The 26,266-nt window shown below is 66.1% G+C and carries 32 protein-coding genes and 2 pseudogenes; 15 read left to right on the top strand and 19 right to left on the bottom strand.

The window, feature by feature from the left end:
• From DK254_RS27945 to DK254_RS27935, 3 genes are all read right to left on the bottom strand, one after another.
• The coding region (locus tag DK254_RS27945; protein ID WP_146219681.1) for a 3-carboxyethylcatechol 2,3-dioxygenase at positions 1-602 on the bottom strand (602 nt) is incomplete at its 3' end.
• 352 nt (positions 603-954) lie between these two features.
• Positions 955-1,353 (bottom strand): helix-turn-helix transcriptional regulator, encoded by a 399-nt coding sequence (locus DK254_RS27940; protein ID WP_109936426.1) that lies wholly within the window; start codon positions 1,351-1,353, stop codon positions 955-957.
• Positions 1,350-2,000: a peroxiredoxin gene (locus tag DK254_RS27935; RefSeq protein ID WP_244160936.1), complete on the bottom strand. Its 651-nt coding sequence runs from the start codon at positions 1,998-2,000 to the stop codon at positions 1,350-1,352. Before DK254_RS27935 ends, DK254_RS27940 begins: the two co-directional genes overlap by 4 nt.
• A 147-nt stretch (positions 2,001-2,147) precedes the next feature.
• Here DK254_RS27935 and DK254_RS27930 point away from each other — a divergent pair, with 147 nt between their 5' ends.
• The 3 genes from DK254_RS27930 to DK254_RS27920 all read left to right on the top strand — a co-directional run bounded on the left by DK254_RS27930 (position 2,148) and on the right by DK254_RS27920 (position 5,657).
• The gene (locus DK254_RS27930; protein WP_109936425.1) at positions 2,148-3,086 is read left to right on the top strand and encodes an MBL fold metallo-hydrolase; all 939 of its coding nucleotides are present in this window, start codon (positions 2,148-2,150) and stop codon (positions 3,084-3,086) included.
• Positions 3,087-3,169: 83 nt separating this feature from the next.
• Positions 3,170-4,852, top strand: coding sequence for a bifunctional protein tyrosine phosphatase family protein/NAD(P)/FAD-dependent oxidoreductase (locus DK254_RS27925; RefSeq protein ID WP_109936424.1), 1,683 nt, complete (start codon positions 3,170-3,172; stop codon positions 4,850-4,852).
• 10 nt (positions 4,853-4,862) lie between these two features.
• Positions 4,863-5,657: a sulfite exporter TauE/SafE family protein gene (locus DK254_RS27920; protein WP_109936423.1), complete on the top strand. Its 795-nt coding sequence runs from the start codon at positions 4,863-4,865 to the stop codon at positions 5,655-5,657.
• Between the two features lie 44 nt (positions 5,658-5,701).
• Here DK254_RS27920 and DK254_RS27915 read toward each other — a convergent pair whose 3' ends face one another.
• Positions 5,702-5,935, bottom strand: a complete 234-nt coding sequence (locus DK254_RS27915) for a metal-sensing transcriptional repressor (protein WP_089392213.1) — start codon at positions 5,933-5,935, stop codon at positions 5,702-5,704.
• Between the two features lie 184 nt (positions 5,936-6,119).
• Complete coding sequence (locus DK254_RS27910; RefSeq protein ID WP_109936422.1) at positions 6,120-6,317, bottom strand: DUF2892 domain-containing protein; 198 nt, start codon at positions 6,315-6,317, stop codon at positions 6,120-6,122.
• 183 nt (positions 6,318-6,500) lie between these two features.
• Here DK254_RS27910 and cydP point away from each other — a divergent pair, with 183 nt between their 5' ends.
• From cydP to DK254_RS34230, 7 genes are all read left to right on the top strand, one after another.
• Positions 6,501-6,698: a cytochrome oxidase putative small subunit CydP gene (gene cydP, locus DK254_RS27905; RefSeq protein WP_256595973.1), complete on the top strand. Its 198-nt coding sequence runs from the start codon at positions 6,501-6,503 to the stop codon at positions 6,696-6,698.
• Complete coding sequence (locus tag DK254_RS27900) at positions 6,698-8,272, top strand: cytochrome ubiquinol oxidase subunit I (RefSeq protein WP_109936420.1); 1,575 nt, start codon at positions 6,698-6,700, stop codon at positions 8,270-8,272. Before cydP ends, DK254_RS27900 begins: the two co-directional genes overlap by 1 nt.
• 10 nt (positions 8,273-8,282) lie before the next feature.
• Positions 8,283-9,419, top strand: coding sequence for a cytochrome d ubiquinol oxidase subunit II (gene cydB, locus DK254_RS27895; RefSeq protein ID WP_109936419.1), 1,137 nt, complete (start codon positions 8,283-8,285; stop codon positions 9,417-9,419).
• 12 nt (positions 9,420-9,431) lie between these two features.
• Positions 9,432-9,548 (top strand): cytochrome bd-I oxidase subunit CydX, encoded by a 117-nt coding sequence (cydX, locus tag DK254_RS27890; protein ID WP_089392208.1) that lies wholly within the window; start codon positions 9,432-9,434, stop codon positions 9,546-9,548.
• A complete protein-coding gene (locus DK254_RS27885; RefSeq protein WP_109936418.1) occupies positions 9,529-9,828 on the top strand; it encodes a cyd operon YbgE family protein in 300 nt (99 codons plus the stop codon). Before cydX ends, DK254_RS27885 begins: the two co-directional genes overlap by 20 nt.
• Positions 9,829-9,864: 36 nt before the next feature.
• Positions 9,865-10,242 (top strand): hypothetical protein, encoded by a 378-nt coding sequence (locus tag DK254_RS27880; protein ID WP_109936417.1) that lies wholly within the window; start codon positions 9,865-9,867, stop codon positions 10,240-10,242.
• A gap of 63 nt (positions 10,243-10,305) precedes the next feature.
• Entirely contained in the window at positions 10,306-10,479 is a 174-nt protein-coding gene (locus DK254_RS34230) for a hypothetical protein (RefSeq protein ID WP_158546448.1), read from the top strand.
• Positions 10,480-11,794: 1,315 nt separating this feature from the next.
• Here DK254_RS34230 and DK254_RS27875 read toward each other — a convergent pair.
• From DK254_RS27875 to DK254_RS27870, 3 genes are all read right to left on the bottom strand, one after another.
• Positions 11,795-13,072, bottom strand: a complete 1,278-nt coding sequence (locus DK254_RS27875) for a putative porin (RefSeq protein ID WP_109936416.1) — start codon at positions 13,070-13,072, stop codon at positions 11,795-11,797.
• Entirely contained in the window at positions 13,065-13,280 is a 216-nt protein-coding gene (locus tag DK254_RS33955; protein ID WP_146219660.1) for a hypothetical protein, read from the bottom strand. The genes DK254_RS27875 and DK254_RS33955 overlap by 8 nt, the downstream gene beginning before the upstream one ends.
• A 189-nt stretch (positions 13,281-13,469) precedes the next feature.
• Positions 13,470-13,610, bottom strand: a complete 141-nt coding sequence (locus DK254_RS27870) for a helix-turn-helix domain-containing protein (RefSeq protein WP_256595972.1) — start codon at positions 13,608-13,610, stop codon at positions 13,470-13,472.
• 79 nt (positions 13,611-13,689) lie between these two features.
• Here DK254_RS27870 and DK254_RS27865 point away from each other — a divergent pair, with 79 nt between their 5' ends.
• Positions 13,690-14,457 carry a hypothetical protein gene (locus tag DK254_RS27865; protein ID WP_109936415.1) on the top strand — a complete coding sequence of 256 codons (768 nt, stop codon included), beginning with the start codon at positions 13,690-13,692 and terminating at the stop codon, positions 14,455-14,457.
• Positions 14,458-14,613: 156 nt separating this feature from the next.
• On the opposite strand, the gene DK254_RS27860 is transcribed toward DK254_RS27865, so the two are convergent.
• The 3 genes from DK254_RS27860 to DK254_RS27850 all read right to left on the bottom strand — a co-directional run bounded on the left by DK254_RS27860 (position 14,614) and on the right by DK254_RS27850 (position 18,012).
• A complete protein-coding gene (locus DK254_RS27860; RefSeq protein ID WP_109936414.1) occupies positions 14,614-15,450 on the bottom strand; it encodes a phosphatase PAP2 family protein in 837 nt (278 codons plus the stop codon).
• Positions 15,451-15,470: 20 nt separating this feature from the next.
• Entirely contained in the window at positions 15,471-16,115 is a 645-nt protein-coding gene (locus DK254_RS27855; protein WP_256595971.1) for a histidine phosphatase family protein, read from the bottom strand.
• 223 nt (positions 16,116-16,338) lie between these two features.
• On the bottom strand, positions 16,339-18,012 hold the full coding sequence (locus tag DK254_RS27850; protein ID WP_109936412.1) for a phosphoethanolamine transferase: 1,674 nt from the start codon (positions 18,010-18,012) through the stop codon (positions 16,339-16,341).
• 263 nt (positions 18,013-18,275) lie between these two features.
• Here DK254_RS27850 and DK254_RS33950 point away from each other — a divergent pair, with 263 nt between their 5' ends.
• A complete protein-coding gene (locus tag DK254_RS33950; RefSeq protein ID WP_146219659.1) occupies positions 18,276-18,977 on the top strand; it encodes a hypothetical protein in 702 nt (233 codons plus the stop codon).
• A gap of 5 nt (positions 18,978-18,982) precedes the next feature.
• Here DK254_RS33950 and DK254_RS27845 read toward each other — a convergent pair whose 3' ends face one another.
• Positions 18,983-19,312, bottom strand: a complete 330-nt coding sequence (locus tag DK254_RS27845; RefSeq protein WP_109936411.1) for a hypothetical protein — start codon at positions 19,310-19,312, stop codon at positions 18,983-18,985.
• Between the two features lie 144 nt (positions 19,313-19,456).
• On the opposite strand from DK254_RS27845, the pseudogene DK254_RS34955 reads away from it, so the two are divergent.
• Positions 19,457-19,707: pseudogene (locus tag DK254_RS34955) on the top strand (TonB-dependent siderophore receptor); the annotation flags it as partial.
• On the opposite strand, the gene DK254_RS27835 reads toward DK254_RS34955, so the two are convergent.
• The 4 genes from DK254_RS27835 to DK254_RS27820 are packed head-to-tail and all read right to left on the bottom strand — an operon-like array spanning position 19,684 to position 22,834.
• Entirely contained in the window at positions 19,684-21,057 is a 1,374-nt protein-coding gene (locus DK254_RS27835) for a 4Fe-4S binding protein (protein ID WP_109936410.1), read from the bottom strand. The pseudogene DK254_RS34955 and the gene DK254_RS27835 sit on opposite strands and share 24 nt — an antisense overlap.
• Positions 21,054-21,905 carry an FTR1 family protein gene (locus tag DK254_RS27830; RefSeq protein ID WP_109936409.1) on the bottom strand — a complete coding sequence of 284 codons (852 nt, stop codon included), beginning with the start codon at positions 21,903-21,905 and terminating at the stop codon, positions 21,054-21,056. Before DK254_RS27830 ends, DK254_RS27835 begins: the two co-directional genes overlap by 4 nt.
• A gap of 12 nt (positions 21,906-21,917) precedes the next feature.
• Positions 21,918-22,244, bottom strand: a complete 327-nt coding sequence (locus DK254_RS27825; RefSeq protein ID WP_089392323.1) for a cupredoxin domain-containing protein — start codon at positions 22,242-22,244, stop codon at positions 21,918-21,920.
• 59 nt (positions 22,245-22,303) lie between these two features.
• Positions 22,304-22,834, bottom strand: a complete 531-nt coding sequence (locus tag DK254_RS27820) for an iron transporter (RefSeq protein WP_109936408.1) — start codon at positions 22,832-22,834, stop codon at positions 22,304-22,306.
• A gap of 249 nt (positions 22,835-23,083) precedes the next feature.
• On the opposite strand from DK254_RS27820, the gene DK254_RS27815 reads away from it, so the two are divergent.
• Positions 23,084-23,293, top strand: coding sequence for a DUF2945 domain-containing protein (locus tag DK254_RS27815; RefSeq protein WP_109936407.1), 210 nt, complete (start codon positions 23,084-23,086; stop codon positions 23,291-23,293).
• A gap of 12 nt (positions 23,294-23,305) precedes the next feature.
• Entirely contained in the window at positions 23,306-23,839 is a 534-nt protein-coding gene (locus tag DK254_RS27810) for a DUF488 family protein (protein ID WP_109936406.1), read from the top strand.
• Between the two features lie 57 nt (positions 23,840-23,896).
• Here the strand turns inward: DK254_RS27810 and DK254_RS27805 are convergent, their stop codons facing one another.
• The 3 genes and pseudogenes from DK254_RS27805 to DK254_RS27795 all read right to left on the bottom strand — a co-directional run.
• Positions 23,897-25,147 carry an OprD family porin gene (locus tag DK254_RS27805; protein WP_109936405.1) on the bottom strand — a complete coding sequence of 417 codons (1,251 nt, stop codon included), beginning with the start codon at positions 25,145-25,147 and terminating at the stop codon, positions 23,897-23,899.
• Between the two features lie 82 nt (positions 25,148-25,229).
• Positions 25,230-26,159 (bottom strand): electron transfer flavoprotein subunit alpha/FixB family protein, encoded by a 930-nt coding sequence (locus DK254_RS27800; RefSeq protein WP_109936404.1) that lies wholly within the window; start codon positions 26,157-26,159, stop codon positions 25,230-25,232.
• Positions 26,159-26,266: pseudogene (locus DK254_RS27795) on the bottom strand (electron transfer flavoprotein subunit beta/FixA family protein); the annotation flags it as partial. The pseudogene DK254_RS27795 and the gene DK254_RS27800, both read right to left, overlap by 1 nt.

Raw genomic sequence — 26,266 nt, 5'->3', positions numbered from 1 at the left:
CCGCTGCCCATCAGGCGGTCGGCCATGCGCGCGTCGACCCTGGCCAGCTCCGGCACCGGCGGCTGGTGCGACAGCCCGCCGGAGCCGAGGAACAGCACGCGCTTGCCGGTGGAGCGGGCGAAACGGCCGATGGCCTCGCCCAGCAGCCGGGCGCGCTGGAAGCCCGGCAGCGGCACCGCCACGCCGTTGATGAACACCGGGATCACCGGCTTCTCGGCGAGGCCGCCGAGCAACAGCTCCAGCGGCTGGGCAAAGCCGTGGTCGACCTGCATGCGGTAGGAAACCGCCGCGTCGACGCCGGCCTTGAGCACTTCGCCGGCACAGGACTCGGCCAGCGCCCTGGGCACCGAGAGGGTGCCGCTCAGCGTGCCGAAATCGCCAATGGCATGGGCGGCGACACCGATGCAGAAAGACGGCATGACATCGTAGAAGAAGCCGTTGTAGTGGTCCGGCGCGAACAACACCACCAGCTCCGGCGCGAACGCCGCAATCCGGTCGCGCGCCATGCCCACCACGTCGGCGACCTCCTGCAGCACCTCCGGCGCGGGGTCCACGTGCCCGATCAGCGGCGAATGCGAAAGGCACTGGAGGTAGGCACTCATCGCCAGCACCTACGGCAGGGAATCTGGGTCATCGGGGTATTCAAGGGCAGGCACTCCATGGACACGGCAAGCAGCCAACGCAGCTACGGGTAGCTCGGCAACTCGTCGAGATCATAGGAAGAAAGCCGCCGCCCCACGCTCCCCTGGCGGAAGGGCTTATCCCGATAGCGCAGAAACCCTGCGCAACGCCGGTACGGCCCGCAGCGCCCCTGCTTCGCTGCCTGCCATGCAGGCGAAGCCCGCCCGGTTTCCGGGCGGCTTCGGGCGAGGCCAGCCCGCTAACGAGGGAGCCCCGTACAGCAGAAGATGAAACCGTACCGAAGACGGCAAAAGATGCGGTGGCGCCGCTGACCTAACGCTCGATCCGGGCGAAACGCGCGCTCTCCCCGGGCGCCGGCGCCATCCTGGCGGGGGGCCTGGTCGCCTGCTGCAGCTGCGGGTCGCCGCACAGCGCCTCGTGCAGTGCTTCCAGCAGCACCTGCACGCGGGCGTCGGCCAGGCTGTAGTAGATCGAGCGGGATTCGCGGCGGGTCTTCACCAGCTGGTTCTGCCGCAACTCCGCCAGTTGCTGCGACAGGCCGGGCTGGCGCAGGCCGAGGTTGCGCTCCAGTTCCGCCACGGAGCACTCGCCGCGGGCGATCTGGCAGAGCAGCAGCAGGCGCGTCGGGTTGGCCAGCAGGCGCAGCAGGTCGGCGGCGTCGTTGGCGCGCTCCTTCAGGGCTTCCAGGCCCTCGTCGGCCGGGGTTCTCATGGTTTCTTCCAGCGGTAGTACCAGGTTTCGTCCGGGCCGGGTTCGACCTGCAACGCCTCGTGCGCATCCAGGGCCACCGGCTCCAGCAGCGCGCCGCCGGGCTGCCAGCCCTCCGGCGTGGAGGCGGCGTGCCGGTCGGTGGCCTGCAGCGCGGCGACCAGGCGCAGCAGTTCCTCCACCGAGCGGCCGACGTTCATCGGGTACCAGCTCAGGGCGCGGATGATGCCCTCCGGGTCGATCACGTAGCTGACCCGGGTGGTCGAGCTGTCCACCGCATCGGGGGCGACCATGCCGTAGCCGCGGGCGATGGCCATGGAGGGGTCCTCGATGATCGGGAAGTCGATGGCCACGCCGAAGCGCTCGTGGATGTCGCGTATCCACGCCAGGTGCGAGTAGAGGCCGTCCACCGACAGGGCCAGCAGTTCGCAGCCCAGTTCGTCGAAGCGCGGCTTGGCGCGGGCGAAGGCGATGAACTCGCTGGTGCACACCGGGGTGAAGTCCGCCGGGTGGGAGAACAGCAGCAGCCAGCGGCCGCGGTAGTCGCTCAGGGCGACGTCGCCACGGGTGGTGCGGGCGCGGAACTCCGGCGCACGGTCGTTCTGGCGCAGCGGCGGCATGGAGGGAGCGGCACAGGCATTGGCTTCCACGGTGATCCAGATCCTCGGCTGAACAGGCCGTCATGCTACCGCCCCGGCCCGGTAGCGTCGACGCCGACACTTCGACGTTTTCATAATTGCACTATTAAAGAAATAGTGTAAGCATGATTCAGGTCAATGCCGCAGGAGACGTCCCCCATGTCCGCCCACCATGCCGATGCCGCCCTGGCCACCGCCAGCGCATTGGTCGACGACGCCGCCGCCGGCCGCGCCCTCGCCCCGCAGGTCACCTCCTTCTTCGACGAAGCCACCTTCACCGTCAGCCACGTGGTGCGCGACCCCGCCAGCAACGCCTGCGCCATCATCGACAGCGTGCTCGACTTCGACCAGGCCAGCGGCCGCACCCACCGGGAATCGGCCGAGGGCCTGATGGCGTTCATCCAGGCCAACGACCTGCGGGTGGCCTGGCTGCTGGAGACCCACGCCCATGCCGACCACCTGTCCGCCGCGCCGCTGCTGCAGGAGCGCCTGGGTGGCCGGCTGGCCATCGGCGAACGCATCACCCGGGTGCAGCAGACCTTCGGCAAGATCTTCAACGCCGGCAGCGCCTTCGCCCGCGACGGCAGCCAGTTCGATCATCTTTTCGCGGATGGCGAAAGTTTCCGCATCGGCAACCTGCAGGCCATCGCCCTGCACGTGCCCGGGCATACCCCGGCCTGCATGGCCTACGTGATCGGCGACGCGGTATTCCCCGGCGACACCCTGTTCATGCCCGACTACGGCACCGCGCGCTGCGACTTCCCCGGCGGCGACAGCGCCACGCTGTTCCGCTCCATCCGCCGGCTGCTCGGCCTGCCGGGGCGCACGCGGGTATTCCTCTGCCACGACTACAAGGCCCCGGGCCGCGACCACTACGCCTGGGAAACCAGCATCGGCGCGCAGCGCGCCGGCAACGTCCATGTCCACGACGGCGTGAGCGAAGCCGAGTTCGTCGCCATGCGCGACGCCCGCGACGCCACCCTGCCGATGCCGCGCCTGATGCTGCCCTCGGTGCAGGTGAACATGCGCGGCGGCCACCTGCCGGAGCCGGAAGACAACGGCGTGCGCTACCTCAAGCTGCCGCTGAACCTGCTTTGAGCCGCCGACGGCGGGCCATGACGGCCGCTGTCCCGCCGCCCTCCCCTTGCCTTGCGCCGCCGAAAGAAGAAGAGGAATCCGCCATGCAACGTCTGCCCCTGGACGATGGCCTTTGCGTCGCCCCGCAACTGAACCCCGAAGACCTTCCCGCCCTGGCCGCCGCCGGCATCCGCAGCCTGATCTGCAACCGCCCCGACGGCGAGGCCGACGGCCAGCCGGACAGCCGGGCCATGGCCGCGGCCGCCGCCGACCAGGGCCTCGCCTTCGTCTACCTGCCGGTGATCAGCGGCGCCATCGGGGACGCCGACGTGCGCGCCTTCGTCGCCGCCCTCGCCGGCCAGAGCGGCCCGACGCTCGCCTACTGCCGCACCGGCACCCGCTCGGCCACGCTCTGGGCGCTGTCCCAGGCGGGGCAACGGCCCCTGGACGACATACTCGCCCGCGCCGCCAGGGCCGGCTTCGACCTCGGCCAGTTGCGCCCGCGCCTGCAGGCGGCCGCCGGCCCGCGCCCGGCACGCGGCGAGCCCCTCTACGACCTGGTGGTGATCGGCGCCGGCGCCGCCGGCCTGGCCACCTGCGCCAGCCTGCTCAAGCGCCGCCAGAACCTGAGCATCTGCATGGTCGAGCCGGCCACGGAGCACTACTACCAGCCGGGCTGGACCATGGTCGGCGCCGGCGTCTTCACCCCCGACCGCACGGTGCGCCCGATGGCGGCGCTGATCCCCGACTGCGTGGCCTGGGAGCGCTCCGCCGCGGCGGCCTTCGAGCCGCAGGACGACCGGGTGATCCTGGCCAACGGCGCCAGCCTGAGGTACCGCGTGCTGGTCCTGGCGCCCGGCCTGAAGCTGGACTGGAACGCCATCCCCGGCCTGGCCGAGACCCTCGGGCGCAACGGCGTGACCTCCAACTACCGCTTCGACCTCGCGCCCTACACCTGGCAACTGGTGCGTGGCCTGCACCGCGGCCGCGCGCTCTTCACCCAGCCGCCGATGCCGATCAAGTGCGCCGGCGCGCCGCAGAAGGCCATGTACCTGTCCGCCGACCACTGGCTGCGCGGCGGCCGCCTGGACGGCATCGACATCCAGTTCCACACCGCCGGCGCCGCGCTGTTCGGCGTGGCGGACTACGTGCCGGCGCTGATGGAGTACGTCGAGCGCTACCGCGCCCAGCTCAACTTCGGCTCGACCCTGGCGGCGGTCGACGGCCCGGCGCGCACCGCCACCTTCGCCCGCACCGATGCCGACGGCCAGCGCCACGAGGAAGTGCGCGAGTTCGACATGCTCCACGTGTGCCCGCCGCAGACCGCCCCGGACTTCATCCGCAGCAGCCCGCTGGCCGGCGACGCAGGCTGGATCGACGTCGACCCGACCACCCTGCGCCATGCGCGCTTCGCCAACGTCTTCGCCCTCGGCGACGCCAGCGCCGCGCCCAACGCCAAGACCGCCGCGGCGGCGCGCAAGCAGGCGCCGGTGGTGGCGCAGAACGCCCTCGCCTGCCTCGACGGCCAGCCCCTGACGGCGGCCTACGACGGCTACGGCTCCTGCCCGCTGACCGTGGAGCGCGGCAAGATCGTGCTCGCCGAGTTCGGCTACGGCGGCAAGCTGCTGCCCACCTTCCCGCGCTGGCTGCTCGACGGCCGCAAGCCGTCGCGCCTGGCCTGGCACCTGAAGTCCGAGGCGCTGCCGGGCATCTACTGGAACGCCATGCTCAAGGGCCGCGAGTGGCTCTGCGCGCCCGGCCGGCGCAACGCCGAACAGTCCGCCTGAGGAGGCCGAGATGCCGACCCTCAGCCTGTTGCAGTACCTGCTCGGCGCCGCCGCCGGATCGCTGGTGGGCTTCACCCTCGGCCTGGTCGGCGGGGGCGGCTCGATCCTGGCCGTGCCGCTGATGGTCTACCTGGTCGGCGTCGACAACCCCCACGTCGCCATCGGCACCAGCGCCCTGGCGGTGGCCGCCAACGCCGCCGCCAACCTGCTCAACCATGCCCGCCGGGGCAACGTGAAGTGGCCCTGCGCCTCGGTGTTCGCGCTGGTCGGGATGGTCGGCGCCTTCTTCGGCTCGTCCCTGGGCAAGGCCTTCGACGGCCAGAAGCTGCTGGTGCTGTTCGCCCTGCTGATGCTGGTGGTGGCGGCGCTGATGCTGCGCGGGCGCGCCAGCGAGGGGGACGCCGCGGTGGCGCTGGGCCGCGGCAACGCCCCGCGGCTGGCGGCGTTCGGCGGCCTGGCCGGCACCCTGTCGGGATTCTTCGGCATCGGCGGCGGCTTCCTCATCGTCCCCGGCCTGATGGCCGCCACGCGCATGCCGATCCTCTTCGCCGTGGGCAGCTCGCTGGTGGCGGTGACCGCCTTCGGCCTGACCACCGCATTCAACTACGCACGCTCGGGCCTGGTGGACTGGCCGCTGGCGGTGGTCTTCATCGGCGGCGGGGTGGCCGGCGGGCTGTGCGGCGCCTGGCTGGCGACGCGCCTGTCACGCAGCCAGGGCACCCTGAACCTGGTGTCCGCGAGCCTGATCGGCGCCACCGCGCTGTACATGCTCTACCGCAGCCTGGGGGCTCTGGGCGTCATATGAAGGGACATTCGCCAGGCATGCGCCAGGGCGAGCAGGCGCCGCCTTCAGGTGTACTTCGTGAAGATCGCCCGGACCCGCTGCAACGTCTGCGCCGGGTCCTGCTCGCGGTCGTCGAAGGCCTCTTCCAGCAGGCAGGCGAGCAGCTCCTGGTAGGCCTTGTCCAGGGCCTTGCGCGCCGCGCGGAACTGCAGCGCGATGGTCTCGCACTCCTCGCCCCGGCGGATCATGGCCTGCAACCCGCGCACCTGGCCCTCGATCCGGGCCAGGCGGTTGAGCATCGCTTCCTGGGGGGTGATATCGGTTTTTCTACTCACGTGTACCTTCCAACGCGCATCCCGAGGTGACGGCCCCATGCGGTTTCCATCCCTGGCAACCCGGCGCCCGGACGTGAGGGTAGCGCTGTTCGCCGGGCACAGCCAGCCCGGCGACGGGGAAGCCGCCGGGCATGGCCCGTGCCCTGCGTCAGGCTCGCTTGCAGGCCTTGCAGGTACTGATGCCCAGCAGCGGGTAGGCCGGGCAGAAACGGAAGATGCCGGTGGCCAGCGGCACTACGCCGATCCACCCCCACCAGCCAATCACGCCGGCGAGGCTCAGCCCGATCAGCAGCAGCCCCACGATGATGCGCACAGCGCGGTCGACAGTCCCGACATTCGTTTTCATGACGATCTCCTTGGTCAGCTCCCGCGCGGGTCATCCGGCACGGTGAACATGAGCGGCGCGGATTGCCGGACCAGGTCCAGGGCGATGCCTGGCACCCCTGCTGCGTCAATCTGCCATCTCATTGGAAGGGCACTTCTGAAATACCCTATGGGGTATTACAGCAGCCGCTCCAGAGGTGCACAAGTGAGTGCGTCAATCCGCTCCCCGAAGCTGGTCAGGGAACTGGCGGCCATCGTGCTGATCAAGCTGGCCCTGCTCCTGGCCATCAAGGCCATCTGGTTCGACCACCCCACCCTTCCCGTCGAGGGCGAACGGCAGGTCAGCGCGCACCTGCTGGGCACCCCCGCGCCCACATCCACCCCCGCCAAGGAGTCCCCGTGATGATTTCCGAAGCCGTAGTCGACCTGTCACGCCTGCAGTTCGCCATGACGGCGATGTACCACTTCCTGTTCGTCCCATTGACGCTGGGCCTCGCCTTCCTGCTGGCGATCATGGAGTCGGTCTACGTGATGACCGGCAAGCAGGTGTACAAGGACATGACGCAGTTCTGGGGCAAGCTGTTCGGCATCAACTTCGCCCTCGGCGTCACCACCGGGCTGACCATGGAGTTCCAGTTCGGCACCAACTGGGCCTACTACTCCCACTACGTCGGCGACATCTTCGGCGCGCCGCTGGCCATCGAGGGGCTGATGGCCTTCTTCCTCGAGTCCACCTTCATCGGCCTGTTCTTCTTCGGCTGGGATCGCCTGTCGAAGGTCCAGCACCTGAGCGTGACCTGGCTGGTGGCCCTGGGCTCGAACCTCTCGGCGCTGTGGATCCTGATCGCCAACGGCTGGATGCAGAACCCGGTGGGCGCGGAATTCAACTTCCAGACCATGCGCATGGAACTCACCGACTTCGGCGCCCTGCTGTTCAACCCGGTGGCCCAGGTCAAGTTCGTCCACACCGTGGCCGCCGGCTACGTGACCGGCGCCATCTTCGTCCTGGCGATCTCCAGCTACTACCTGCTGAAGCAGCGTGACCAGGGCTTCGCCCGCCGCTCCTTCGCCATCGCCTCGGCCTTCGGCCTGGCCTCGATCCTCTCGGTGATCATCCTCGGCGACGAATCCGGCTACGAGATCGGCGACGTGCAGAAGACCAAGCTGGCCGCCATCGAGGCCGAGTGGAACACCGAGCAGGCGCCGGCCGGCTTCACCCTGTTCGGCATCCCCGACCAGGAGCAGATGCGCACCCACTACGCGATCAAGATCCCTTATGCGCTGGGCATCATCGCCACCCGCTCGCTGGACAAGGAGGTCACCGGCATCAAGGACCTGCTGGTGCAGCACGAGGCGCGCATCCGCAACGGCATGACGGCCTATGCGCTGCTGGAGAAACTGCGCGGCGGCGACACTTCCAAGGCCACCCTGGCCGCCTTCGACGCGGTCAAGCTGGACCTGGGCTACGGCCTGCTGCTGAAGAAATACACCGACAAGGTGGTCGACGCGAGCGACGAGCAGATCCGCCTGGCCACCCTGGACACCATCCCCGACGTGCTCACGCTGTTCTTCAGCTTCCGCATCATGGTCGCCTGCGGCTTCCTCATGCTCGCCCTGTTCGCCTGCGCCTTCTGGGCCTCGGCGCGCAAGCACGAGGAACGCAAGCCCTGGCTGCTGAAGTGGGCGCTGCTGAGCCTGCCGCTGCCCTGGATCGCCGCGCAGACCGGCTGGTACGTCGCCGAGCACGGCCGCCAGCCGTGGTCCATCGGCGAGGTGCTGCCGGTGCACCTGTCCGCCTCCAGCCTGGGCACCCACGACCTGTGGGGCTCGCTGATCGCGCTGGTCGCCTTCTACAGCCTGCTGCTGGTGGTGGAGATGTACCTGATGATCAGGTTCGCCCGACTCGGCCCGTCGAGCCTGCACACCGGCCGCTACCACTTCGAGCAGGGCGCCGCGCAGCGCCCGGCCACCGCCTGAGGAGCCCGCCATGGACTACGAAACCCTGAAGATCACCTGGTGGGTGCTGATCGGCGTGCTGCTGATCGGCTTCGCCCTCACCGACGGCTTCGACATGGGCGCCATGGCGCTGCTGCCCTTCGTCGCCCGGGACGACCACGAGCGGCGCGTGGCGATCAACACCATCGCCCCGCACTGGGACGGCAACCAGGTGTGGTTCATCACCGCCGGCGGCGCCCTCTTCGCCGCCTGGCCGATGGTCTACGCCACCGCCTTCTCCGGGCTCTACTGGGCCATGCTGCTGGTGCTGTTCGCGCTGTTCTGCCGGCCGGTGGGCTTCGACTACCGCAGCAAGCTGGAGAACCCGCGCTGGCGCAAGGCCTGGGACTGGGCGCTGTTCGTCGGCGGCTTCGTCCCGGCGCTGGTGTTCGGCGTGGCCTTCGGCAACCTGTTCCAGGGCCTGCCCTTCACCCTCGACGAGCTGATGCGGCCGGCCTACCACGGCGGCTTCTTCGCCCTGCTCAACCCCTTCGCCCTGCTCGCCGGGGTGGTCAGCCTGAGCATGCTCTGCCTGCACGGCGGCGCCTGGCTGATGCTGCGCACCGACGGCGAGCTGGCCGAACGCTCGCGCCGCGCCGCGCAATTGTGCGCGCTGGCGTACCTGGCGGCCTTCATCGGCGCCGGGCTCTGGGTCAGCCTGGGCATGCACGGCTTCAGCCTGGTCTCGGCGGTGGACGGCAACGCGGTGCTCAACCCGCTGCACAAGACAGTGACGCTCGACAACGCCGGCTGGCTGGCCAACTACCACCGCCAGCCGCTGACGATGCTCGCCCCGGCGCTGGGCATCCTCGGCGGGCTCATCGCCCTGGCCAGCGCCAGCGGCGGCAAAGGCGGCCTGACCTTCCTCGGCAGCGCCCTGGCCATCGTCGGCACGCTCTGCACCGCCGGCTTCGCGCTGTTCCCCTTCGTCTTCCCCTCCAGCGAGAACCCGGCGGCCAGCCTGACCCTGTGGGACGCGGTATCCAGCCACAAGACCCTCGGCATCATGTTCGCCGTGGCCTGCATCTTCGTCCCGCTGATCCTCTGCTACACCCTCTGGGGCTACGTGCGCATGTGGGGCCGGCTGAGCCGCGGGCACATCGACGCCAACCCCCACGGACTCTACTGAGGAGCGACAAGCATGTGGTACTTCACCTGGATTCTCGGTGTGCTGCTGGCCTGCAGCTTCGGCATCATCAACGCCCTCTGGCTGGAAACCACCCAGGACCTGGACAGCGATGACAGCCGCCAGTCCTGAACGCGCCCTGTGCCGCCGCTGGAGCCGCGCGCTGTCGCTGCTCCTGGCGGCGCCGCTGGCGCTGGTGCTGCTGATCCACCCGGCGCTGATGCTCGATGCCCACGGCGGCTACAGCCATGGCCTGCTGATGCTGGTGATGCTCGGGGTGAGCGGCGGCTTCGTCCACGGGGTGGGCTTCGACCCACGCGGCCGGCTGTGGGCCCTGCTGTTCGGGCCGGCCGTGGCCTGGCCGCTGATGCTGCTGGGCTATGGCCTGCTGCTCTACGTGCGGACGAGCTGAGGCCGCCCTTCCCTTCACATCGAAAGAACCACGCCCATGCACCACCTGGCCCACTACGCAGCGGCGATCCTGGCTACCTCGACGCAGCCCCGGATCGTCCGCGAAAGCACCACCAGCACCCACTGGCATGAGAATGGCTTCGAAGTCCGGCAGTCGATCTCCACCTACGAGTTCAGCGATGGCGTGATCATCCGCCGCATGCTGGAACGGGACGACTACCCGCCGGATGAAACCCTGCTGTGCGCCGAGTGCTGGATCACCTACGAGGTCGTTCGCGACGGCCCTGTGGCCGCCGCGGTGCAGCCCAGGCGCATGACGTTCGACTCCACGTGCCGCGAGGCCTTCTGGCTGAGGTTCCATACCGCCCCGGCAGCGGGCAGCGGCATCTGCACAACGGAAGGCCCTCCACGCTAGCGGGCCATCCGACGGCACCACAAACCCCATATTCCGGTTCAACTCGACCTGGCAGGTTCGCACATGAAAAGCCTTTCCATCGTCATTCCGTTGCTCGCCATTCTCTTCTCCACGGGCTGCGCCCAGCTGGAGAAGGCCCGGGAGAAGCGCGACGCCGATCCCGCCGCCTACGACGCCCTGGACCTGAACAGGCACTACTTCTCCCAGGATCCCCGCGACTGGGTGCAAGGAAGCTGATCCTGCCAGGGCCTGGCGGGAATGGCCCCACCGGCCCGGGGCAAGAAGCGCCAAACCTGAACGACAACTGAACGGTGCGACCATTGCGCACGGAAACAGCCCGCAGGCATTGATCCCGGTCAATCGCTCCGGACCTCAGGCGGAAACATAGTGAAACCGAGCGCCCGAGGGGGCCAGGCAAGGACGCCGGCCGGTTATCCCGCCCTCGGGCGCTCCCCCATCGCACCGTAGGGCGCATAACGCCCCAGGCGTTATCCGCCGCTGGCCCCGGCTCCGTCGTTCCGCCTGTCGTAGGAGCGGACCTTGTCCGCGATAGCCGGAGGTTCCGGCACGGTTCGCGGATGAGATCCGCTCCTTGCCGCCCCACCGACACCATTCCCATGTAGGAGCGCGCCCTGCGCGCGAAATCGCGGGCAGGGCCCGCTCCTACAGGTTGCCGGGAAACACGGTATTTCTCCCCCGTAGGAGCGGACCTTGTCCGCGATAGCCTGAGGTCCCGGCGCGGTTCGCGGATGAGATCCGCTACGCTGCCCCACCGACACCATTCCCATGTAGGAGCGCGCCCTGCGCGCGATTTCGCGGGCAGGGCCCGCTCCTACAGGTTGCCGGGAAACACGGTATTTCTCCCCCGTAGGAGCGGACCTTGTCCGCGATAGCCTGAGGTCCCGCCGCGGTTCGCGGATGAGATCCGTTCCTACGCTGCCCCACCGACACCATTCCCATGTAGGAGCGCGCCCTGCGCTCGATTTCGCGGGCAGGGCCCGCTCCTACAGGTTGCCGGGAAACACGGTATTGCTCCCCCGTAGGAGCGGACCTTGTCCGCGATAGCCGGAGGTTCCAGCGCGGTTCGCGGATGAGATTCGCTCCTACGCCGCCCCACCGGCACCATTCCCATGTAGGAGCGCGCCCTGCGCGCGAAATCGCGGGCAGGGCCCGCTCCTACAGGTTGCCGGGAAACACGGTATTGCTCCCCCGTAGGAGCGGACCTTGTCCGCGATAGCCGGAGGTCCCGGCGCGGTTCGCGGATGAGATTCGCTCCTACGCTGCCCCACCGACACCATTCCCATGTAGGAGCGCGCCCTGCGCGCGATTTCGCGGGCAGGGCCCGCTCCTACACAAAGCTCTCTGATCCCCCACGAAAAAGCCGCCACGACGCATGGGGTCGTCGTGGCGGCCAAGGGGAATGAATCGGACGGCCGAAGCCGGCATTCACGAACTCAAGGCGGCTTGAATGAAGTCAACGGGCGACCCTCGATATATGGAACACGCGGTATTAACTGATACTTCGAAAAAGGTTTGTTAATCCGCAACAAACCTAGAACTTGGCTTCCAGGTCCAGTTGCAGCGTATCGATGTCCGCATCGTTACGCGTACCACTGGCAGCGTCCGACTTGGCCATGAAGTAAGTGGCGCCCAGAGCGAAGTTCTTGTCGATATCGTAGGCGACCTTGAACTTGTGGCCGCGGGACGCGCTATAGCCATTGGCGAAGTCCGAATCGGTAAAGGCGCCGACCACCGCGTTGCGCTGTACGTCGCGATAGTTGTAGTCGAAGCTGAAATCACCCAGCCTGGTCTTTGCACCGGTCAGCCAGGCCGTATCCGCATTACTGTCGGTCGCCTGGTTGACCACATACTGGCCGTAAAGCGAAAGCGGAACCGGCAGGTTGCCGAAGTCCAACTGGCCGAAACCTTCGTAGAGGCGGAAGTCCTTGGTGGTATTGCCATTGGCGGAAAGCTGGCACGGCGTCGTGGTGGCCGAACCGCAAGCGCTGTCGGCATCGTTGTCGTACGCGTAGAGGCTCGCCCCGAGGGTCGCCTTGATGCCGTCGACGGGGCTGAAACGCGTGCCGAACTGGCCACTGTACAGGCGCAGGTCATGCTGGAACGCATAACCTTCGCCATCGACGTTGTCCTTCAGGTCGAAGTAGCCCGCGCTACCGAAGAGTTCGGCACTGCCACCCAGCGGATACTTGTAGGTGACGGCAAGGCCTTCGGGGTTGATGTCGCCGTCCCAGATGACGTCGCCTTCGCTGACCCACGGCTGGCTCATCTTGCCGCCGATCAGGTGCAGGTTCTTCACCGCGGCGGGGTGGAAGTCGATATAGGCCTGGTCCAGCCACAGCTGCTTCTTGTCGAAGTAGTTGTCCATGCTCTGGTTGGTGGAGCGGGCATCGTCGCCACTGCCGGTGGCAATGCGGATGCCGGTGTCCACCTGCGGGTTGATCTGGCTGTAGAAGCCGACCCGGGCGCGGATGCGCTGGCGGTTCTGGTCCCCCTTGGTGCCGCTGTTCTGCGCATGCACGGTTTCCTGGCGCACTCGGACATCGCCCTTCACCTGGGTCCTGGCGGCCCAGGCGATGCTCTGCTCGAAGGCGCTCATCTGCTCCTTCTTGGCCTTGGCCTGTTCCGCGGCGACCTGGTTCTCCTTGTCCAGCTCGGCCGTGAGTTCGGTGTACTGGGCGGCGCTGATCGAGCCATTGGCCTTGAGCATTTCCAACAGCCTGGCATCGACCCCCGCCTGCGCCGGAACACTCAGAACGAGTAATGCCCCGGCACAAATCCCCATCCCGCCCAGTGCAGAAATACTACGCATCAAGAATCTCCTGATCTTCGATAAAGGCGGCAACTGCCACCCAAAGAATTCGGTTCCCACAAAGTTCTCCGCCACAGGCGAAGTCCTTGTCCCCAAACCGGGGCAGATTCTTGTTTTTTGAATATTGCAGAATGGTTTCAAGCGAAGGCGTAACATGAACCAGCAGAACATCAAGAGCCCCTGCAGCCCTTATGGATTGCGGATTCATATACTATTTGGCGAGGGTGTTTTTACGCGCAGCGGCTATATTAGCGGGCGGGAAATACCTAGCATTTTAAAAGTGAAGAACCCTTCTGTTTTCGATCGAATAAAAGTTCGATCGACTCTCTGAATAGAGCAACCAGAATTCAGCGATCCCGAGCACCCTTCGGCCTCGTTGCCGAAGGGTGCCGAGCGATCAATCCGCCATACCGGCGTCGCTAGGCTGGCGCGTCTTCAGGCGATGCTCCAACTGCCGGCGAGTGATGCCCAGCAGCCGCGCGGCGCCGGCGACATTGCAGAAACGACCGGCTTGGAAAATGACAAATTCTTCAAGCATGTTTCAAAGGCCTTCACGCCACCGTCCTTAAGGTCGCCCCCAACCTTGCACGTCGCAGGGTATTTCCTGGGGACTTCCAATGAACAAATTGCCACAGATCACCCTGGCCTTCTGGGTGATGAAGATTTGCGCCACGACACTCGGTGAAACCGCGGGTGACTTGTTGTCGATGACCCTCGACATCGGCTATGCCCTCAGTTCCCTGATGCTGATCGGATGCTTCCTCGCGTCGCTTGCAGGCCAGCTGCGGGCAAAGGAGTTCCATCCCCTTCTCTACTGGACCGTCATCCTCACCACCAGTACGGCAGGCACCACGATCTCCGACTTCCTTGATCGCTCCGTAGGGCTGGGATACGCCGCGGGCGCGACTATCCTGGTCTCGTTGCTGTGCTGCGTGCTCCTGGCGTGGTATCTCAGCGAGCGGTCACTGTCGGTGGATAACGTCCGGAGCCGGCGAGGCGAGCTGTTCTACTGGACCGCGATACTGGTTTCCAACACGCTGGGCACCGCACTGGGCGACTACCTGGCCGACGATTCGGGCCTGGGATTCGCCGGCGGCGCCTTGCTGATCGGCGGGCTGATCCTGGTGATCGTCATGGCGTACAGGTTCACCAGGCTGTCCCATGTCCTGCTGTTCTGGCTCGCATTCGTACTGACTCGCCCGTTCGGCGCGACCCTAGGCGACGTCCTGACCAAAACCCACGACAAGGGCGGCCTGGGCTTCGGCACCGTGGGCTCGTCGCTGGTGCTCCTGGCGGTGCTGGTCGGCGTCCTCTACCTCACTGGCCGGAAGCCGCGTGCAGCCAACGGCTTGCCTGCCGGCCGCGCCATCGCATCCAACGAATAGTTGGCCAGGGTCTTTCGTGCCCATGAAGGTGCGCGGCCTGGCCCGGAGCAGCAATGCGCCGATGGCGCGGGCATTTTTGAAGGCCCTCCACCTGGAATGACCTTCTGGGGCGTCGTTTGCCAACGCCCCTTCTTCCACCGGCGCTACGAGGACGGCTCAGCCGGCTGTAACGGGCACGCTCGCAGCACCTGATGGAAGGGTGCCTTCGAACGCTATCGGCTGGCTCAGGCGCTCGCGACCGTAGAACGCCAGCGCAGTCCCGAACATGGTCAGCCAGACGATGATGCCCGACCAGAACGTGTGCGAAACGAAGTGCCAGCCCTGGGGAACCCGGGTGCTTCCGTAGATCATGCCCAGCACCATCACGGCAAGGAGCAAGGGCCGCGTGAATCGCCAACGGTATCGACGGGCCACGAAATACAGCGCAAGGAGCGTGAAGCCACTGGAAGCATGCCCGCCCGGCCAGCAACGCCCCTCTCCAGCCTCATGCAGCAGCCTGAAGTTCTCGAACCACTCGCGCTTCTCGTGTACTCCACCGTAGAGCGTGGTTTCCACGGGGCACCATACGCTCGTGTGGCTCTTGAAGTAATGGACGACGCCGGTGGTCACTGCGATCGACACCACCAGGAAGAGGAAGTCGCGACGATGCGCGGCAAACCAGCGCAACGCAGGAGCCAGGCGGATGCTTTCCAGCAGGGCAATCCTTCGTCCGCCCGTGGCCCGCTGCAGCAATGGCCACAGGAAGGACAGAAGCATGCCGATGACCGACACCTCGCCCGTCGTGTCCGGAAGGATGCGGGGGAGCTTGTGCGTCAGCTTTTCAAAGGCACGATCATGCTCGAGTACGAAGCTGTGGGTAGCGGGATCATAGAACTGGTTGCTGATCAGTATGTCCAGGTTGGTGAGGTCGAAGATGCAGAAGAGCAGGCCTGCAAGGAGCAGTGGAAACCCGATATTGACCAGGTAGAAACGTTGACGGGTTACCGTAGGCATTCAGTGATCCTCGAGTGGGTTCAGCGGGTCGAAACGATCGAGTTCCATTGATCGGCATCGAGGTAACCCAGCAGCGAGGGCGCCCCCTTGCCGTCATCGACAAGGAACAGGGATGAGGCGTAGGCAGGCATGGTGGGGTGCGGATTACCCATGCTGGATTCCAGGTCCTGGATGCATTCGCTGTGCGTCACCAGGATCAGGTTGCGGTGAGGCGCCTTGTGCTGAAGCACCTGGCTCAACATCGCCCCCCGGCAGTTGAACAGCCACGCCTGCTGGAGCGGCGACTTGCCGAACATGTTTTCCGCCGTCTGCTCCGCACGTATCAGGGGGCTGCTGACGATATCGACGTCACTGGCCCCAAGTGCTTCGAAGGCATGCCCCAGCTCCCGTGCGACCGGCTGGGCGCGAGCGGTTATGCCCTGTGCGGAGGAAAGGCAAGGTGCATCGGCGTGATCGCAGCGCTCCGCATGCCGCACAAGCACTATCAGGTCGCCGTTGCGCCAATGCTCGCGAAACAGGGCTTGGCTTGCAGCGCTTCTCAAGAGGCTGGGAGGCGCCAGCGGTGGGCTCGGGAAGAAGCCACTGAGCCCCAGCGAGGCCACGAAAATCGCCACCAGTGATACCCAGCGGCCTGTGAAATTACGTCGCAGCTTGAGGGGTATCACCAACGACTCCAAAGGCAGTGAAGAACATCAAACCGGCCTGCGACGGCCGCGGATGATTGCCTGCTCCTCGGGCAGCCGATCGAGCAGGCTCGGGTGCTGGAGAAACTACCCTTGCATTCGTGAAGGTGAGGTCATGAACTGCTGAAAAACCTGTTAGGTCGACGCGTTCGCTACACCTGGGCGAGCGAACCGCGATACGAGCGCGCGGCAGGTGCCGAACACCTCAATGAACGGTGCCTGCCTGTGCGTCGTCGAAAGCGAGGGCCTGGCGGACCAGTGGATCGCGGCAGCTCGCGAACATGTCCAGGCTGGGGTCGTAGGTGCGCGTGCGCACTTCCAGCAGGCCAAGCATCGAGTGGAACAGGTTGTCCTGGGACAAGGGCTCGGCACTACGCTGGCGCAGGCAGGCACTATCGACCGAGAACGACTGCTGGTACCCGGGGGAGAACCAGGCCAGCATCCCGACGTGCTTCTGCTGATCAGGGGCCAGCAGGTACGGGGTACCGTGGAGGAACAGGTTGTACTCGCCCAGCGACTCGCCATGGTCCGCCATGTAGATCATGGCCGTATCCAGCTTCGATTCGTTTTGCCGCAGCAGGTCGATGAGGCTCGACAGAACATGGTCGGTATAGAGCAGCGTGTTGTCGTAGCCATTGACGATGCTTTGCTGGGAGCAAGTGCCGAGGTCGTTGCTGCGGCAAACCGGCGTGAATTTCTCGAACGCCTTGGGGTAGCGCTTGTAGTACGCCGGGCCATGGCTTCCCATCTGGTGCAGGACCAGCACCGTGTCCTGGTCGATGCCGTCGATGTAGCCCTGCAGGTCCTTCAGGAGGATCTCGTCATGGCATTCGCCATCGCCACAGAACGCAGCATCCCTGGCATGGCTCATGTCCTGGAAAACGACCCGGTCGCAAGTCCCCTTGCAGCCGGATTGATTGTCACGCCACAGCACCTGTAGACCCGCACGCTTGAGCACATCCAGCAGGCCTTCCTGGCTCTTGGCCTGTGAATCGCTGTAGTGCTGCCGCGTCAGGCTCGAGAACATGCACGGCACCGAAACGGCGGTCTCGGTACCACAGGAATGAACGTTGCTGAAATTGATGAGCCCCTGCTCCGCACCGAGCCGTGGATTCGTGTTCCGCGGATAGCCGTTGAGGGAGAAGTTCTCCGCCCGGGCGCTTTCGCCAACGACCAGAACCGTGAGCGATCTGCGCGGGTGCGCCTGCCAGGTGACGGCCAATTCCGCATCGGTCGCAAGTGGCTGCATGGGCTTGTTGACACTGGCGGCCTTGCCTTTGGCCAGACTGAACAGAGCGCCAACGGCATTGCTCGGAGTCACCTGCAAGCGCAGCTCATGGTGATTGCGCAGCAAAGGCGCCAGCCCCTGGTAGTTGCTCAGGGCGATCACGCCGATCATCAGCATCGAAGCCAATCCGACGCAGGCCTTCGAGAGCAGGTCCCGGGACCAGTTCCGGTATGCGATGGGCAACCGCCAAAGCAGCACGACAGGTAGCACACCCAAAACCAGGATATAGAGAACGAGTTTGAGGGAAAGCAGGTCCCGGACCTCGGCAGGATCGGTTTCCATCACGTTGCGCAGCATTTCGACGTCAACAAGCACGCCGTACTGGTTCATGAAATACGCCGCACCGGCGCTGATGATCACCAATATGCCCAGGAGTGGCTTCAGCACGCCTCGAAAAGCAAAGAGGGTAAGTACCAGGTTGAAGCAGATAAGCACCAGCAGAATGAATGCACCGGCCATCACCCGGCCAGGCCAACCAGCAGGCGTGATCTGCAACAGATGTCGCCAGAGTGGAAAATTATAGAACGCAATAAACAGGATACTGGCTAGCAGGGTTACCCATTCGGGGCGGAGCGGACGCAGCTTGAACATCGTTGGCAAATACCGGACCTACAAGGAAGTACCCACCATCCGGAAACCTGAAGTCGCCGGGTGACGGGCGCCGGCATGCTAGAAACGCTGTCGTCATTCTTTCGTGAAAAAAATCTATGAAAATAGTGGAATCAACCCTCTACGCAGGCCAAGCGTACCGAGCCAAGTGTTACTTCTTATCTTCTACAACTTTTTCACACGACCTTGACGAGCCCTTGATCGCACCGATCGATAATGACGGAAACCGTAGAGTTTCCTGCCCCATGAACGAATCGCAACGTCTATATTCCTGCGCCGGGCATCACAGCAACGATAGCGTTGGCGGAAAACCATCAAGCGTCGGAATATGCAAGCAATTCATCACATGGCGCATAAGACGCCTGCTGCGCCTGGCGCTAAGAGTCGCTGAAGAGCCCATTCTGGTATTGGAGTTATCCGATACTCCTGGATTCTTTTGGCCGGTGCTCCTTGAACATCGAAATAGAATCATAATCTCCAGTAGCCCCACAGATACCCCGGAAGCATATCAGGAGCCACCCTTGATTTTCTTCGGCCGTATTAGAAGGCTCCCCGCCCCGTTCGATTACGCCGAACTTCGAAAAGACTCGGTGGATTGTGTTCTTATATCACTCCCGTCCCTTCATGAATGGGAGGATGGTGATATTGAGACACTTGAGACAATACAGAAGATCACCCGGGATACCGTAATCCTGTTTTCTGGCTTCCCCCTGGACTCGGGGGCGGGTCACGGCAAACACCGTGCGAACCAGAAACTTCATATCGGCATGAATAGACTGAACGACATGAAGTCCAGGCTACAGGCAATCGGCTTTTTCAGCATTGGAAACTACGGTCTCTTGCCTGCATTGAACTCCCCAAGCGTTCACATACTCAGAAAGTCTCACCCGCAGGAAAAAACCTCAACAAGCGGCGGCTTCAAGCTTATGACCTTGAGATCAGCTTGAAAGAGTCAGGGCCTGAATCGCTTTCTGGCCAGGCGCCCGCCAGCCAAGCCCAGTGCAGAGCCGAACAAGGCTCCAATCAAGTCCGCGGCGAACAGCCTGGAATATGGGAAATGGGCATTCCCGCGCAGATCGACATGGCTGATATCCAACATCCAGTGCATGCCGTTAGGCATACAAGCCACCACAGCCAGCAGCACTGATACGAACAGATAGAACCAGCCCGCCTCGACTTCCGGGGTCAATATCCGCCAGGCGATCTGCCCGACAATCGCCACGACCAGCGCTATGCCAAACGAAAAGCTGCCATGCCTGGCCAATTCCATGAACGCTTCCACAGTGGCACCTTCCTTCGATCGATAGCCGAAGGATGACGCCCTGCCGGGCATACCTGCAAGCCAGCGCCCATCTGAAATGCCCAGGGCGAAGTGACCTGTCGCCCAGGTCACCCCTTCCGACGATTGCAGTCTCCGCCTCTTCCAACCTGGATGCATGGCCGCGAGAAGTCCGACGGCAAGGACTGGCAGGGTATGACCGGTCCCCTGTGGCCCCGTTCAAACTCACGGCCTATGCGCAGTACAAGCCGAACGCCGACTGGAGCAACCGCCTGCAGGCCACCTTCATCGACTCGGAGGACTGCCGTCTCGATGGCGTCGCCAGCTTCGGCCGCCGGGAAGTCGACAGCTACATCACGGCTCGCCTCGCCGCCTCAGCTCCAACCCCAGAACATCAACCACCAGCCGCCCAGCACCGGCACGCAGGCCAGCGCCAGGCAGGCCAGGGCGCCTGGCTGGCGCAGGGGCGGAACGCCGTGGCGGCGGAGGATCCGCCAGCCCAGCCACAGCGTCCAGGCGCAGGCGCCCGCCAGCAGCAGGGCCCGTGCCGGCTGTACCCAGCCGAGGGCCAGCCCCTCGTAGCGCAGCAGTTTCACGGTGGTGGCCGAAAGCCCCAGGAACAGCCCGCAGGCACCCAGCGGGATCAGCGCCTGGGCCAGGTGCGCATGCACTGCCCGGCCCTGCCCCGCCACCCGGCCGGCCAGGCGCAGCGCCGCCGTCAGCCAGCCGCCCATGAGCAGCGCCCAGGCCAGCACGTAGACCACCAGCACGCCGCCATCGAGCCAGGTGAAGGCGTCGTTGTTCTGCGGGTAGTGCGTCAGCACCCACCAGGGCGCGTTGGCCTCCAGAGGCCAGACGATGCCCCGCGCCACCAGCCATTCCGCACCCGCCTGCTTGAGCGCGATGAACCAGGGGCTGAGCGTCCAGTTGAAGGCGCCCATGGCCAGGCCGATCATCCCGAACAGCAGCAGGCGCACGGGCCACGGGCTTTCCGTGCGCTGGCCGTGGACGACGACTTCCTCGTTCGGCCAGCGCGGGCTCAGGGCCACGGCGCCGCGCTGGCCGCTGCAGCGGCCGCAGGAATGGCAGTCGGCGCAGCCGGTCATGCGGCGGATGTCGATCAGCGGGGCGCAGTTGGGCGTCGGCAGGTGCGGCCCGGCATTGGCCAGCCAGCGCTGTTCGTCGACGCGGAAGTGCACCGGCGCCAGCCGCGCGAGCAGGTTGAACACGCCGCTGACCGGGCACAGGTAGCGGCACCAGACACGCTTGCCACGCCCGTACAGGAACCCCACCAGCATCGCCGCCAGGGTCGAGCCGCCGAGGATCAGCAGCGCCGGCAGCGCATAGTCGTAGACGCTGACCAGTTGCCCGTACAGGGTGGTCAGGCAAAAGGCCACGAACGGCCAGCCGCCCCAGCGCATCCAGCGCGGCACGCCGCGCCCGCGGCCATGCCGGCTCGCCCATTCGCTGAGCGCGCCCTCGGGGCAGAACAGCCCGCACCAGAGCCGCCCGAACAGCAGCATCGACAGCAGCACGAAGGGCCACCAGATGCCCCAGAACACGAACTGCGCGAACACCGCCAGGTTGTCCAGCATGCGTGCCTGCGGCGGGGGCAGGTCCAGGCAGGCCGGGACGACCAGCAGCACCGCGTAGAACAGCACCACGGCCCATTGCAGCGCACGGATCAGCCCGGCATGCCGGCGCATGCCGTCCCCCAGCCGGGCCAGCGGGGAAGGTGCGTCGCTCATGCCAGCCGGGCCTCGGCGTGGTGCTCGCCGCGCCGGCACAGGTAGCTCGCCAGCGCCCAGTAGGCCGGCAGCAGCAGTACCGCCAGCAGCGAGGGCGCGGCGCGGTAACCGGCGAACCCGGCCAGGGCCGCTCCCAGGCCATGGCCGTCGCTGAGCCAGGCGGAGGTATCCCACAGCGGGTCGCCGAACAGCCCGTAGCACCACTCGGGCAGATCCAGCGCCATGACCTGCCCCGCCACCCGGTCCAGCGCCGCCATCAGCAAGGCGCCGCCGAGCAGCAGCAGGAGGACTTCGCTGACGCGGAAGAAGCGCCGCCAGGTCAGTATCCGCGAGGACCACTGCAGCGCGGCGTAGGTGGCCAGCGCCAGCAGGAAGCCGAGCACGCCGCCCAGCGCGAACCAGGTCCAGTCCGCCCCCTGCTGCGCGCCGATGCCATAGAGGAACACCACCGTCTCGCTGCCTTCGCGGGCCACCGCCAGCATCGCCAGCAGCAGCACGCCCCAGCCGCCGTCCTCGGCGAGACTGCGCTCGGCGTCATGCTCCAGCTGGCGCTTCATGCCGCGCCCGTGGCGGTGCATCCACACCACCATCTGCAGGATCAGCAGGCTGGCGCAGAGCACCATGGCGGCCTGGAACCATTCGCCGGACGGCCCCGCCAGCCACTCCCCGGCCAGCATGAAGAGCGCGGCCAGCGAGCAGGCCAGCACCACGCCCAGCATCACCCCGCTCCAGAGCATGCGCAGGCCGCGCGCCGGCTCCGGGCGATGGCAGAGCCAGGCATGCAGGATGCCGACGACCAGAAGCGCTTCGACGCTTTCGCGCCAGACGATGAACAGGGATTGCAGCATGCTAGCTCCGGGTCAGTGCGCCACGATCTCGCCTTGCGGCAGGTCCATGTGGAACTCGTCGAAGAAGGGATAGCGGCCGGGCCGCAGGGGGTGGATCACCACGAAGGAGGTGACGCCCGGCGAGAGCACCTTCTCCACCCGCAGTGGCGTGCTCTCGAATTCCGCCGGCCCGCTGCCGGCGTTGCGCACCACGACCTTGAAGCGCTGCCCGGCGGGCACTTCCAGGGTCCGGGGGGTGAAGTGGCCATCGCTGATGGTCAGCTCATAGGTGGGGAGCGGCGCTGCCTTCGCGGCAACGGCGAACGACAATGCCAGCAGGCAGAAGAACGAGCGCAACATGACGGCCTCGCGACTCTCGGGAAGGGAACGCCGCACCCGCAACGGGCGCGGCCCGCGCATCAGTAGCCGCCTTTCTTGCCGATGCCGGCATAGGTGAAGTCGTATTCCACCTTGCATTCCTTGAACCAGGGCGCCACGCCGGTTTCCTTGTCGACGTGGCGGCCGAACATGGAGGCTTCCGACGGCGGCAGGATGGTGTAGGTCAGGTGGTACTTGCCTGGCCCGAGCAGCTTGAGGTTATCGCCGTAGTGCGGGCCGTCGCTGGCCACCATGCCGTGGAAGTCGCCCTTGAGGACCTGGTCGCTGCCGTCCTTGCGCAGTTCGTAGGCCACCCGCAGGTGGGGAATCCAGCTGCCTTCCTGGAAGCCGTTGGGGTTGTCGGCGGTGGCGGCGATGTCGGCCTCCAGGTGCACGTCGGACTGCGCGGCGGCGCGCATCATCCCTGGCGGGTCCATCTCGATCGGCTGCAGGTACACCGCGCCGATCTCCATCCCGCCGCAGGCCTGCGGGGCGCCGATGGGGTATTCCTTGGCCGCCGCGAACGGGGCGGCGAGCGCCAGTATCACGGGAACGGCACGGTTGATTCGCATGGTCTTCTCCTTGGCTCGGGGGATGGGGAATCACGAGCCCGCATTTAGGCGCCAATCGACGCCATTGAGAATGATTTGTATCAAGAATTCCTAAGGTAAATCCGCAAAGCCTGCGCGGCAGGGCCATGAGGGCCTGCCGCCCCGTATCGGCAACTGGGCTAAGCTGAGCACTTTCACTTTCGCGGCGTCGATTTCCGATATGGCCTGCCCGGCCCCGGACGGCGCCCGTATCGAAGAGGAGCCTGGGCGATGAGCAAGCGATTCGAGATTGGCGACCATGTGAGCTGGAATTCCGAGGCCGGCCGGGTGTCGGGGACGATCATCGCCATCCACACCCGCGACTTCGACTACAAGGGCCACCGCCATCACGCCTCGGAAGACGAGCCGCAGTACGAGATCAAGAGCGACAGGACCGACCACGTCGCGGCGCACAAGGGCAGCGCCCTCACCCCGGCGTGACGCGGGCATCGCGTGAAGCTTCCGTTCTTCACCATCGGCCATTCCAACCGCAGCCTGGAGGCGTTCGTCGAGCTGTTGCGCGGGCCCGGCGTCGAGCGGGTCGTGGACATCCGCAAGGTTCCGCGCTCCGCGAGCAACCCGCAGTTCAATGCCGATACGCTTCCCGCGGCGCTGGCGGGCTGCGGCATCGGCTACGAGCACCTGGCCGCGCTCGGCGGGCTGCGCGGCAAGGCCCGGGACCTGCCGGCGCAGGTCAATGGCTTCTGGGCCAACCGCAGCTTCCACAACTACGCCGACTACGCGCTCTCGGCGCCGTTCCACAAGGGCCTGGAGCAGCTGCTGGAGGCCGGGCGCCAGCGGCGCTGCGCGATCATGTGCGCGGAAGCCCTGTGGTGGCGGTGCCACCGCCGCATCGTCAGCGACTACCTCATCGCCCGGGGCGAGACGGTCTTCCACATCATGGCCGAAGGCCGCCTGGAACCCGCCCGGCTGACGGCCGGCGCCGTCGTCCAGGCGGATGGCTCGGTCGCCTATCCCGCGGCCTGAGCCCTGCGGGCCGCAGGCGGATGCCGGAACGCGACGCCCTTCCGGCCCGCCCTCGCCTTACCAGAGCGGCAGGCTGTAGCTGACGATCAGCCGCGTCTCGTCCATGTCGTTGCCGAAGCTGCTGCGGAAGGTGCTGTTGCGCACCTTGAAGCCGAGGTTCTTCAACGCCCCGCCCTGCACCACGTAGCCGACGTCGGTGTCGCGCTCCCACTCCTTGCCGTCGCCCTGGCCATCGAGCAGGTCGATGTCGTCGCCACGCAGGTAGCGCGTCATCAGGCTCAGCCCGGGCAGGCCCAGGGCGGCGAAGTTGTAGTCGTAGCGCAGTTGCCAGGAGCGTTCGTCCTTGTTGGCGAAGTCGCCGATCTGCACGTAGTTGACCAGGTACGGGTCGGTGCCGGCCAGGTAGGCGAAGCCGGTGTCGCCGGACATGCGCTGGTAACCCAGGCCGAAGGCGTGGTTGTCCAGCCTGTAGGTGAACATCGCGTTGAGCGCGCGGTTGTCGACGTTGCTGCCGCCGTCGTCGCTGGAGCGCGCCCAGCGGATGTCGGACTTCAGCGACTGGCCCGCGGCGATCGGCAGGACGTGCAGCAGAGCCAGGTAGTGCTGGCGGTAGAGGTCTTCGAGATTGGCGTAGTGGTAGCTGGTGCTGAGGTTTTCGCTCCAGCGGTAGGTGCCGCCGGCCAGGTTGAAGCGGTCGCTGGTGAGGTGGCTGCCGGCAGTGATGTTGCGCTTGTTGCCGCGGGTGACGCCGAGGTCCTCGGCGTTGGACGAATCGCGCTGCTTGACCTGGCGCAGCTGGCCGGCCTGCAGGTCGAGGTCGTCGAGTTCCTTCGACTCCACCAGCGCGCCCTGGAAGGTCTGCGGCAGCAGGCGGGTGTCGTTGTACTGCACCACCGGCAGCTTGGGCAGCAGGGTGCCGACCTTCAGCGTGCTGCGGGACAGGCGCAGCTTGGCGGTCAGGCCCAGGTCGCTATAGTCGTCGGCGGCGCGGCGGTCGCTGGCCGAGTACGGCAGCAGGCCGGAGCCGGAGCGGTCGGGGCTGGAGTCGAGCTTGAGGCCCAGCAGGCCCAGGGCGTCGACGCCCACGCCGACGGTGCCCTCGGTGTAGCCGGACTCGTAGCGCAGCAGGAAGCCCTGCGCCCACTCCTCCGAGTAGGACTGCGTCGCGCCGGACTGGCGGTAGTCGCGGTTGAAGTAGAAATTGCGCATTTCGAGGCTGGCCTTGCTGTCGGCCAGGAAGTCGGCATGGGCGAACAGGGGCAGCAGCGCCAGTCCGGGGACCAGCACAGGGGTACGGCGAATCTTCATTGTTGTTGTTTCTTGGCAGGGGGGTTGGCGAAACGCCGGGCCGCTGGACGCCGGCCCGGCAAGGGATGGGCTGGGGGCCGGCTCAGACGGCCTTTTCCAACTCAGGAACGACCTCGAACAGGTCGCCCACCAGGCCGTAGTCGGCGACCTGGAAGATCGGCGCCTCCTCGTCCTTGTTGATGGCCACGATGACTTTCGAGTCCTTCATGCCCGCCAGGTGCTGGATGGCACCGGAGATGCCCACCGCTACGTAGAGCTGCGGCGCGACGATCTTGCCGGTCTGGCCGACCTGCATGTCGTTGGGCACGAAGCCGGCGTCGACCGCGGCGCGGGAGGCACCGACGGCAGCGCCGAGCTTGTCGGCCAGGGCGTAGAGGAGCTTGAAGTTGTCGCCGTTGCCCATGCCGCGGCCACCGGAGACCACGATCTTGGCGGCGGTCAGTTCCGGACGGTCGGACTTGGCCAGCGCCTCACCGACGAAGGCCGAGCTGCGGGCATCGAAGACCTCGCCCAGCGCCTCGATGCTCGCGTTGCCGCCTTCGGCAGCGACGGCGTCGAAGCCGGTGGTGCGCACGGTGATGACCTTGACCGGCGCCGAGGACTGCACGGTGGCGATGGCGTTGCCGGCGTATATCGGGCGCTTGAAGGTGTCGGCGCTGACCACGTCAACGATCTCGGAGACCTGGTCGACATCCAGCAGCGCGGCCACGCGCGGCAGGTAGTTCTTGCCGCTGGTGGTGGCCGGGGCCAGCACGTGGGTGAAGTTCCGGGCGATGGAAACCACCAGCGGCGCGATGTTCTCCGGCAGCTGGTGGGCATAGGCGGCGGCGTCGGCGACCAGCACCCTGGCAACGCCCGCGATCTTGGCGGCGGCTTCGGCCACGGTGCCGACGTTCGCGCCTGCGACCAGCACGGCGATGTCACCGCCGATCTTCTGCGCGGCAACGACGGTATTCAGGGTGGCGGCAGCCAGCGCGCCATTCGAATGCTCTGCAATAACCAAAACAGCCATCAGATCACCTTCGCCTCGTTCTTCAGTTTCTCGACCAGTTCAGCCACGGACTTGACCTTGATGCCGGCGCTGCGGGCCGCCGGGGCTTCCACTTTCAGGGTCCTGAT

This window comes from Pseudomonas sp. RW407 (assembly GCF_003176655.1).
Lineage (GTDB): Bacteria > Pseudomonadota > Gammaproteobacteria > Pseudomonadales > Pseudomonadaceae > Pseudomonas > Pseudomonas delhiensis.
Note: the sequence above shows the minus strand (reverse complement) of the source record. Positions and strands in the feature narration are given on the sequence as shown.

Coding starts and splice junctions, on each gene's coding strand:
- DK254_RS27940 (WP_109936426.1), bottom strand. CDS start 1,353: ATGAGAACCCCGGCCGACGAGGGCCTGGAAGCCCTGAAGGAGCGCGCC.
- DK254_RS27930 (WP_109936425.1), top strand. CDS start 2,148: ATGTCCGCCCACCATGCCGATGCCGCCCTGGCCACCGCCAGCGCATTG.
- DK254_RS27925 (WP_109936424.1), top strand. CDS start 3,170: ATGCAACGTCTGCCCCTGGACGATGGCCTTTGCGTCGCCCCGCAACTG.
- DK254_RS27920 (WP_109936423.1), top strand. CDS start 4,863: ATGCCGACCCTCAGCCTGTTGCAGTACCTGCTCGGCGCCGCCGCCGGA.
- DK254_RS27915 (WP_089392213.1), bottom strand. CDS start 5,935: ATGCTCAACCGCCTGGCCCGGATCGAGGGCCAGGTGCGCGGGTTGCAG.
- DK254_RS27910 (WP_109936422.1), bottom strand. CDS start 6,317: ATGAAAACGAATGTCGGGACTGTCGACCGCGCTGTGCGCATCATCGTG.
- DK254_RS27900 (WP_109936420.1), top strand. CDS start 6,698: ATGATTTCCGAAGCCGTAGTCGACCTGTCACGCCTGCAGTTCGCCATG.
- cydB (WP_109936419.1), top strand. CDS start 8,283: ATGGACTACGAAACCCTGAAGATCACCTGGTGGGTGCTGATCGGCGTG.
- cydX (WP_089392208.1), top strand. CDS start 9,432: ATGTGGTACTTCACCTGGATTCTCGGTGTGCTGCTGGCCTGCAGCTTC.
- DK254_RS27885 (WP_109936418.1), top strand. CDS start 9,529: ATGACAGCCGCCAGTCCTGAACGCGCCCTGTGCCGCCGCTGGAGCCGC.
- DK254_RS27880 (WP_109936417.1), top strand. CDS start 9,865: ATGCACCACCTGGCCCACTACGCAGCGGCGATCCTGGCTACCTCGACG.
- DK254_RS34230 (WP_158546448.1), top strand. CDS start 10,306: ATGAAAAGCCTTTCCATCGTCATTCCGTTGCTCGCCATTCTCTTCTCC.
- DK254_RS27875 (WP_109936416.1), bottom strand. CDS start 13,072: ATGCGTAGTATTTCTGCACTGGGCGGGATGGGGATTTGTGCCGGGGCA.
- DK254_RS33955 (WP_146219660.1), bottom strand. CDS start 13,280: ATGAATCCGCAATCCATAAGGGCTGCAGGGGCTCTTGATGTTCTGCTG.
- DK254_RS27870 (WP_256595972.1), bottom strand. CDS start 13,610: ATGCTTGAAGAATTTGTCATTTTCCAAGCCGGTCGTTTCTGCAATGTC.
- DK254_RS27865 (WP_109936415.1), top strand. CDS start 13,690: ATGAACAAATTGCCACAGATCACCCTGGCCTTCTGGGTGATGAAGATT.
- DK254_RS27860 (WP_109936414.1), bottom strand. CDS start 15,450: ATGCCTACGGTAACCCGTCAACGTTTCTACCTGGTCAATATCGGGTTT.
- DK254_RS27850 (WP_109936412.1), bottom strand. CDS start 18,012: ATGTTCAAGCTGCGTCCGCTCCGCCCCGAATGGGTAACCCTGCTAGCC.
- DK254_RS33950 (WP_146219659.1), top strand. CDS start 18,276: ATGAACGAATCGCAACGTCTATATTCCTGCGCCGGGCATCACAGCAAC.
- DK254_RS27835 (WP_109936410.1), bottom strand. CDS start 21,057: ATGAGCGACGCACCTTCCCCGCTGGCCCGGCTGGGGGACGGCATGCGC.
- DK254_RS27830 (WP_109936409.1), bottom strand. CDS start 21,905: ATGCTGCAATCCCTGTTCATCGTCTGGCGCGAAAGCGTCGAAGCGCTT.
- DK254_RS27825 (WP_089392323.1), bottom strand. CDS start 22,244: ATGTTGCGCTCGTTCTTCTGCCTGCTGGCATTGTCGTTCGCCGTTGCC.
- DK254_RS27820 (WP_109936408.1), bottom strand. CDS start 22,834: ATGCGAATCAACCGTGCCGTTCCCGTGATACTGGCGCTCGCCGCCCCG.
- DK254_RS27815 (WP_109936407.1), top strand. CDS start 23,084: ATGAGCAAGCGATTCGAGATTGGCGACCATGTGAGCTGGAATTCCGAG.
- DK254_RS27805 (WP_109936405.1), bottom strand. CDS start 25,147: ATGAAGATTCGCCGTACCCCTGTGCTGGTCCCCGGACTGGCGCTGCTG.
- DK254_RS27800 (WP_109936404.1), bottom strand. CDS start 26,159: ATGGCTGTTTTGGTTATTGCAGAGCATTCGAATGGCGCGCTGGCTGCC.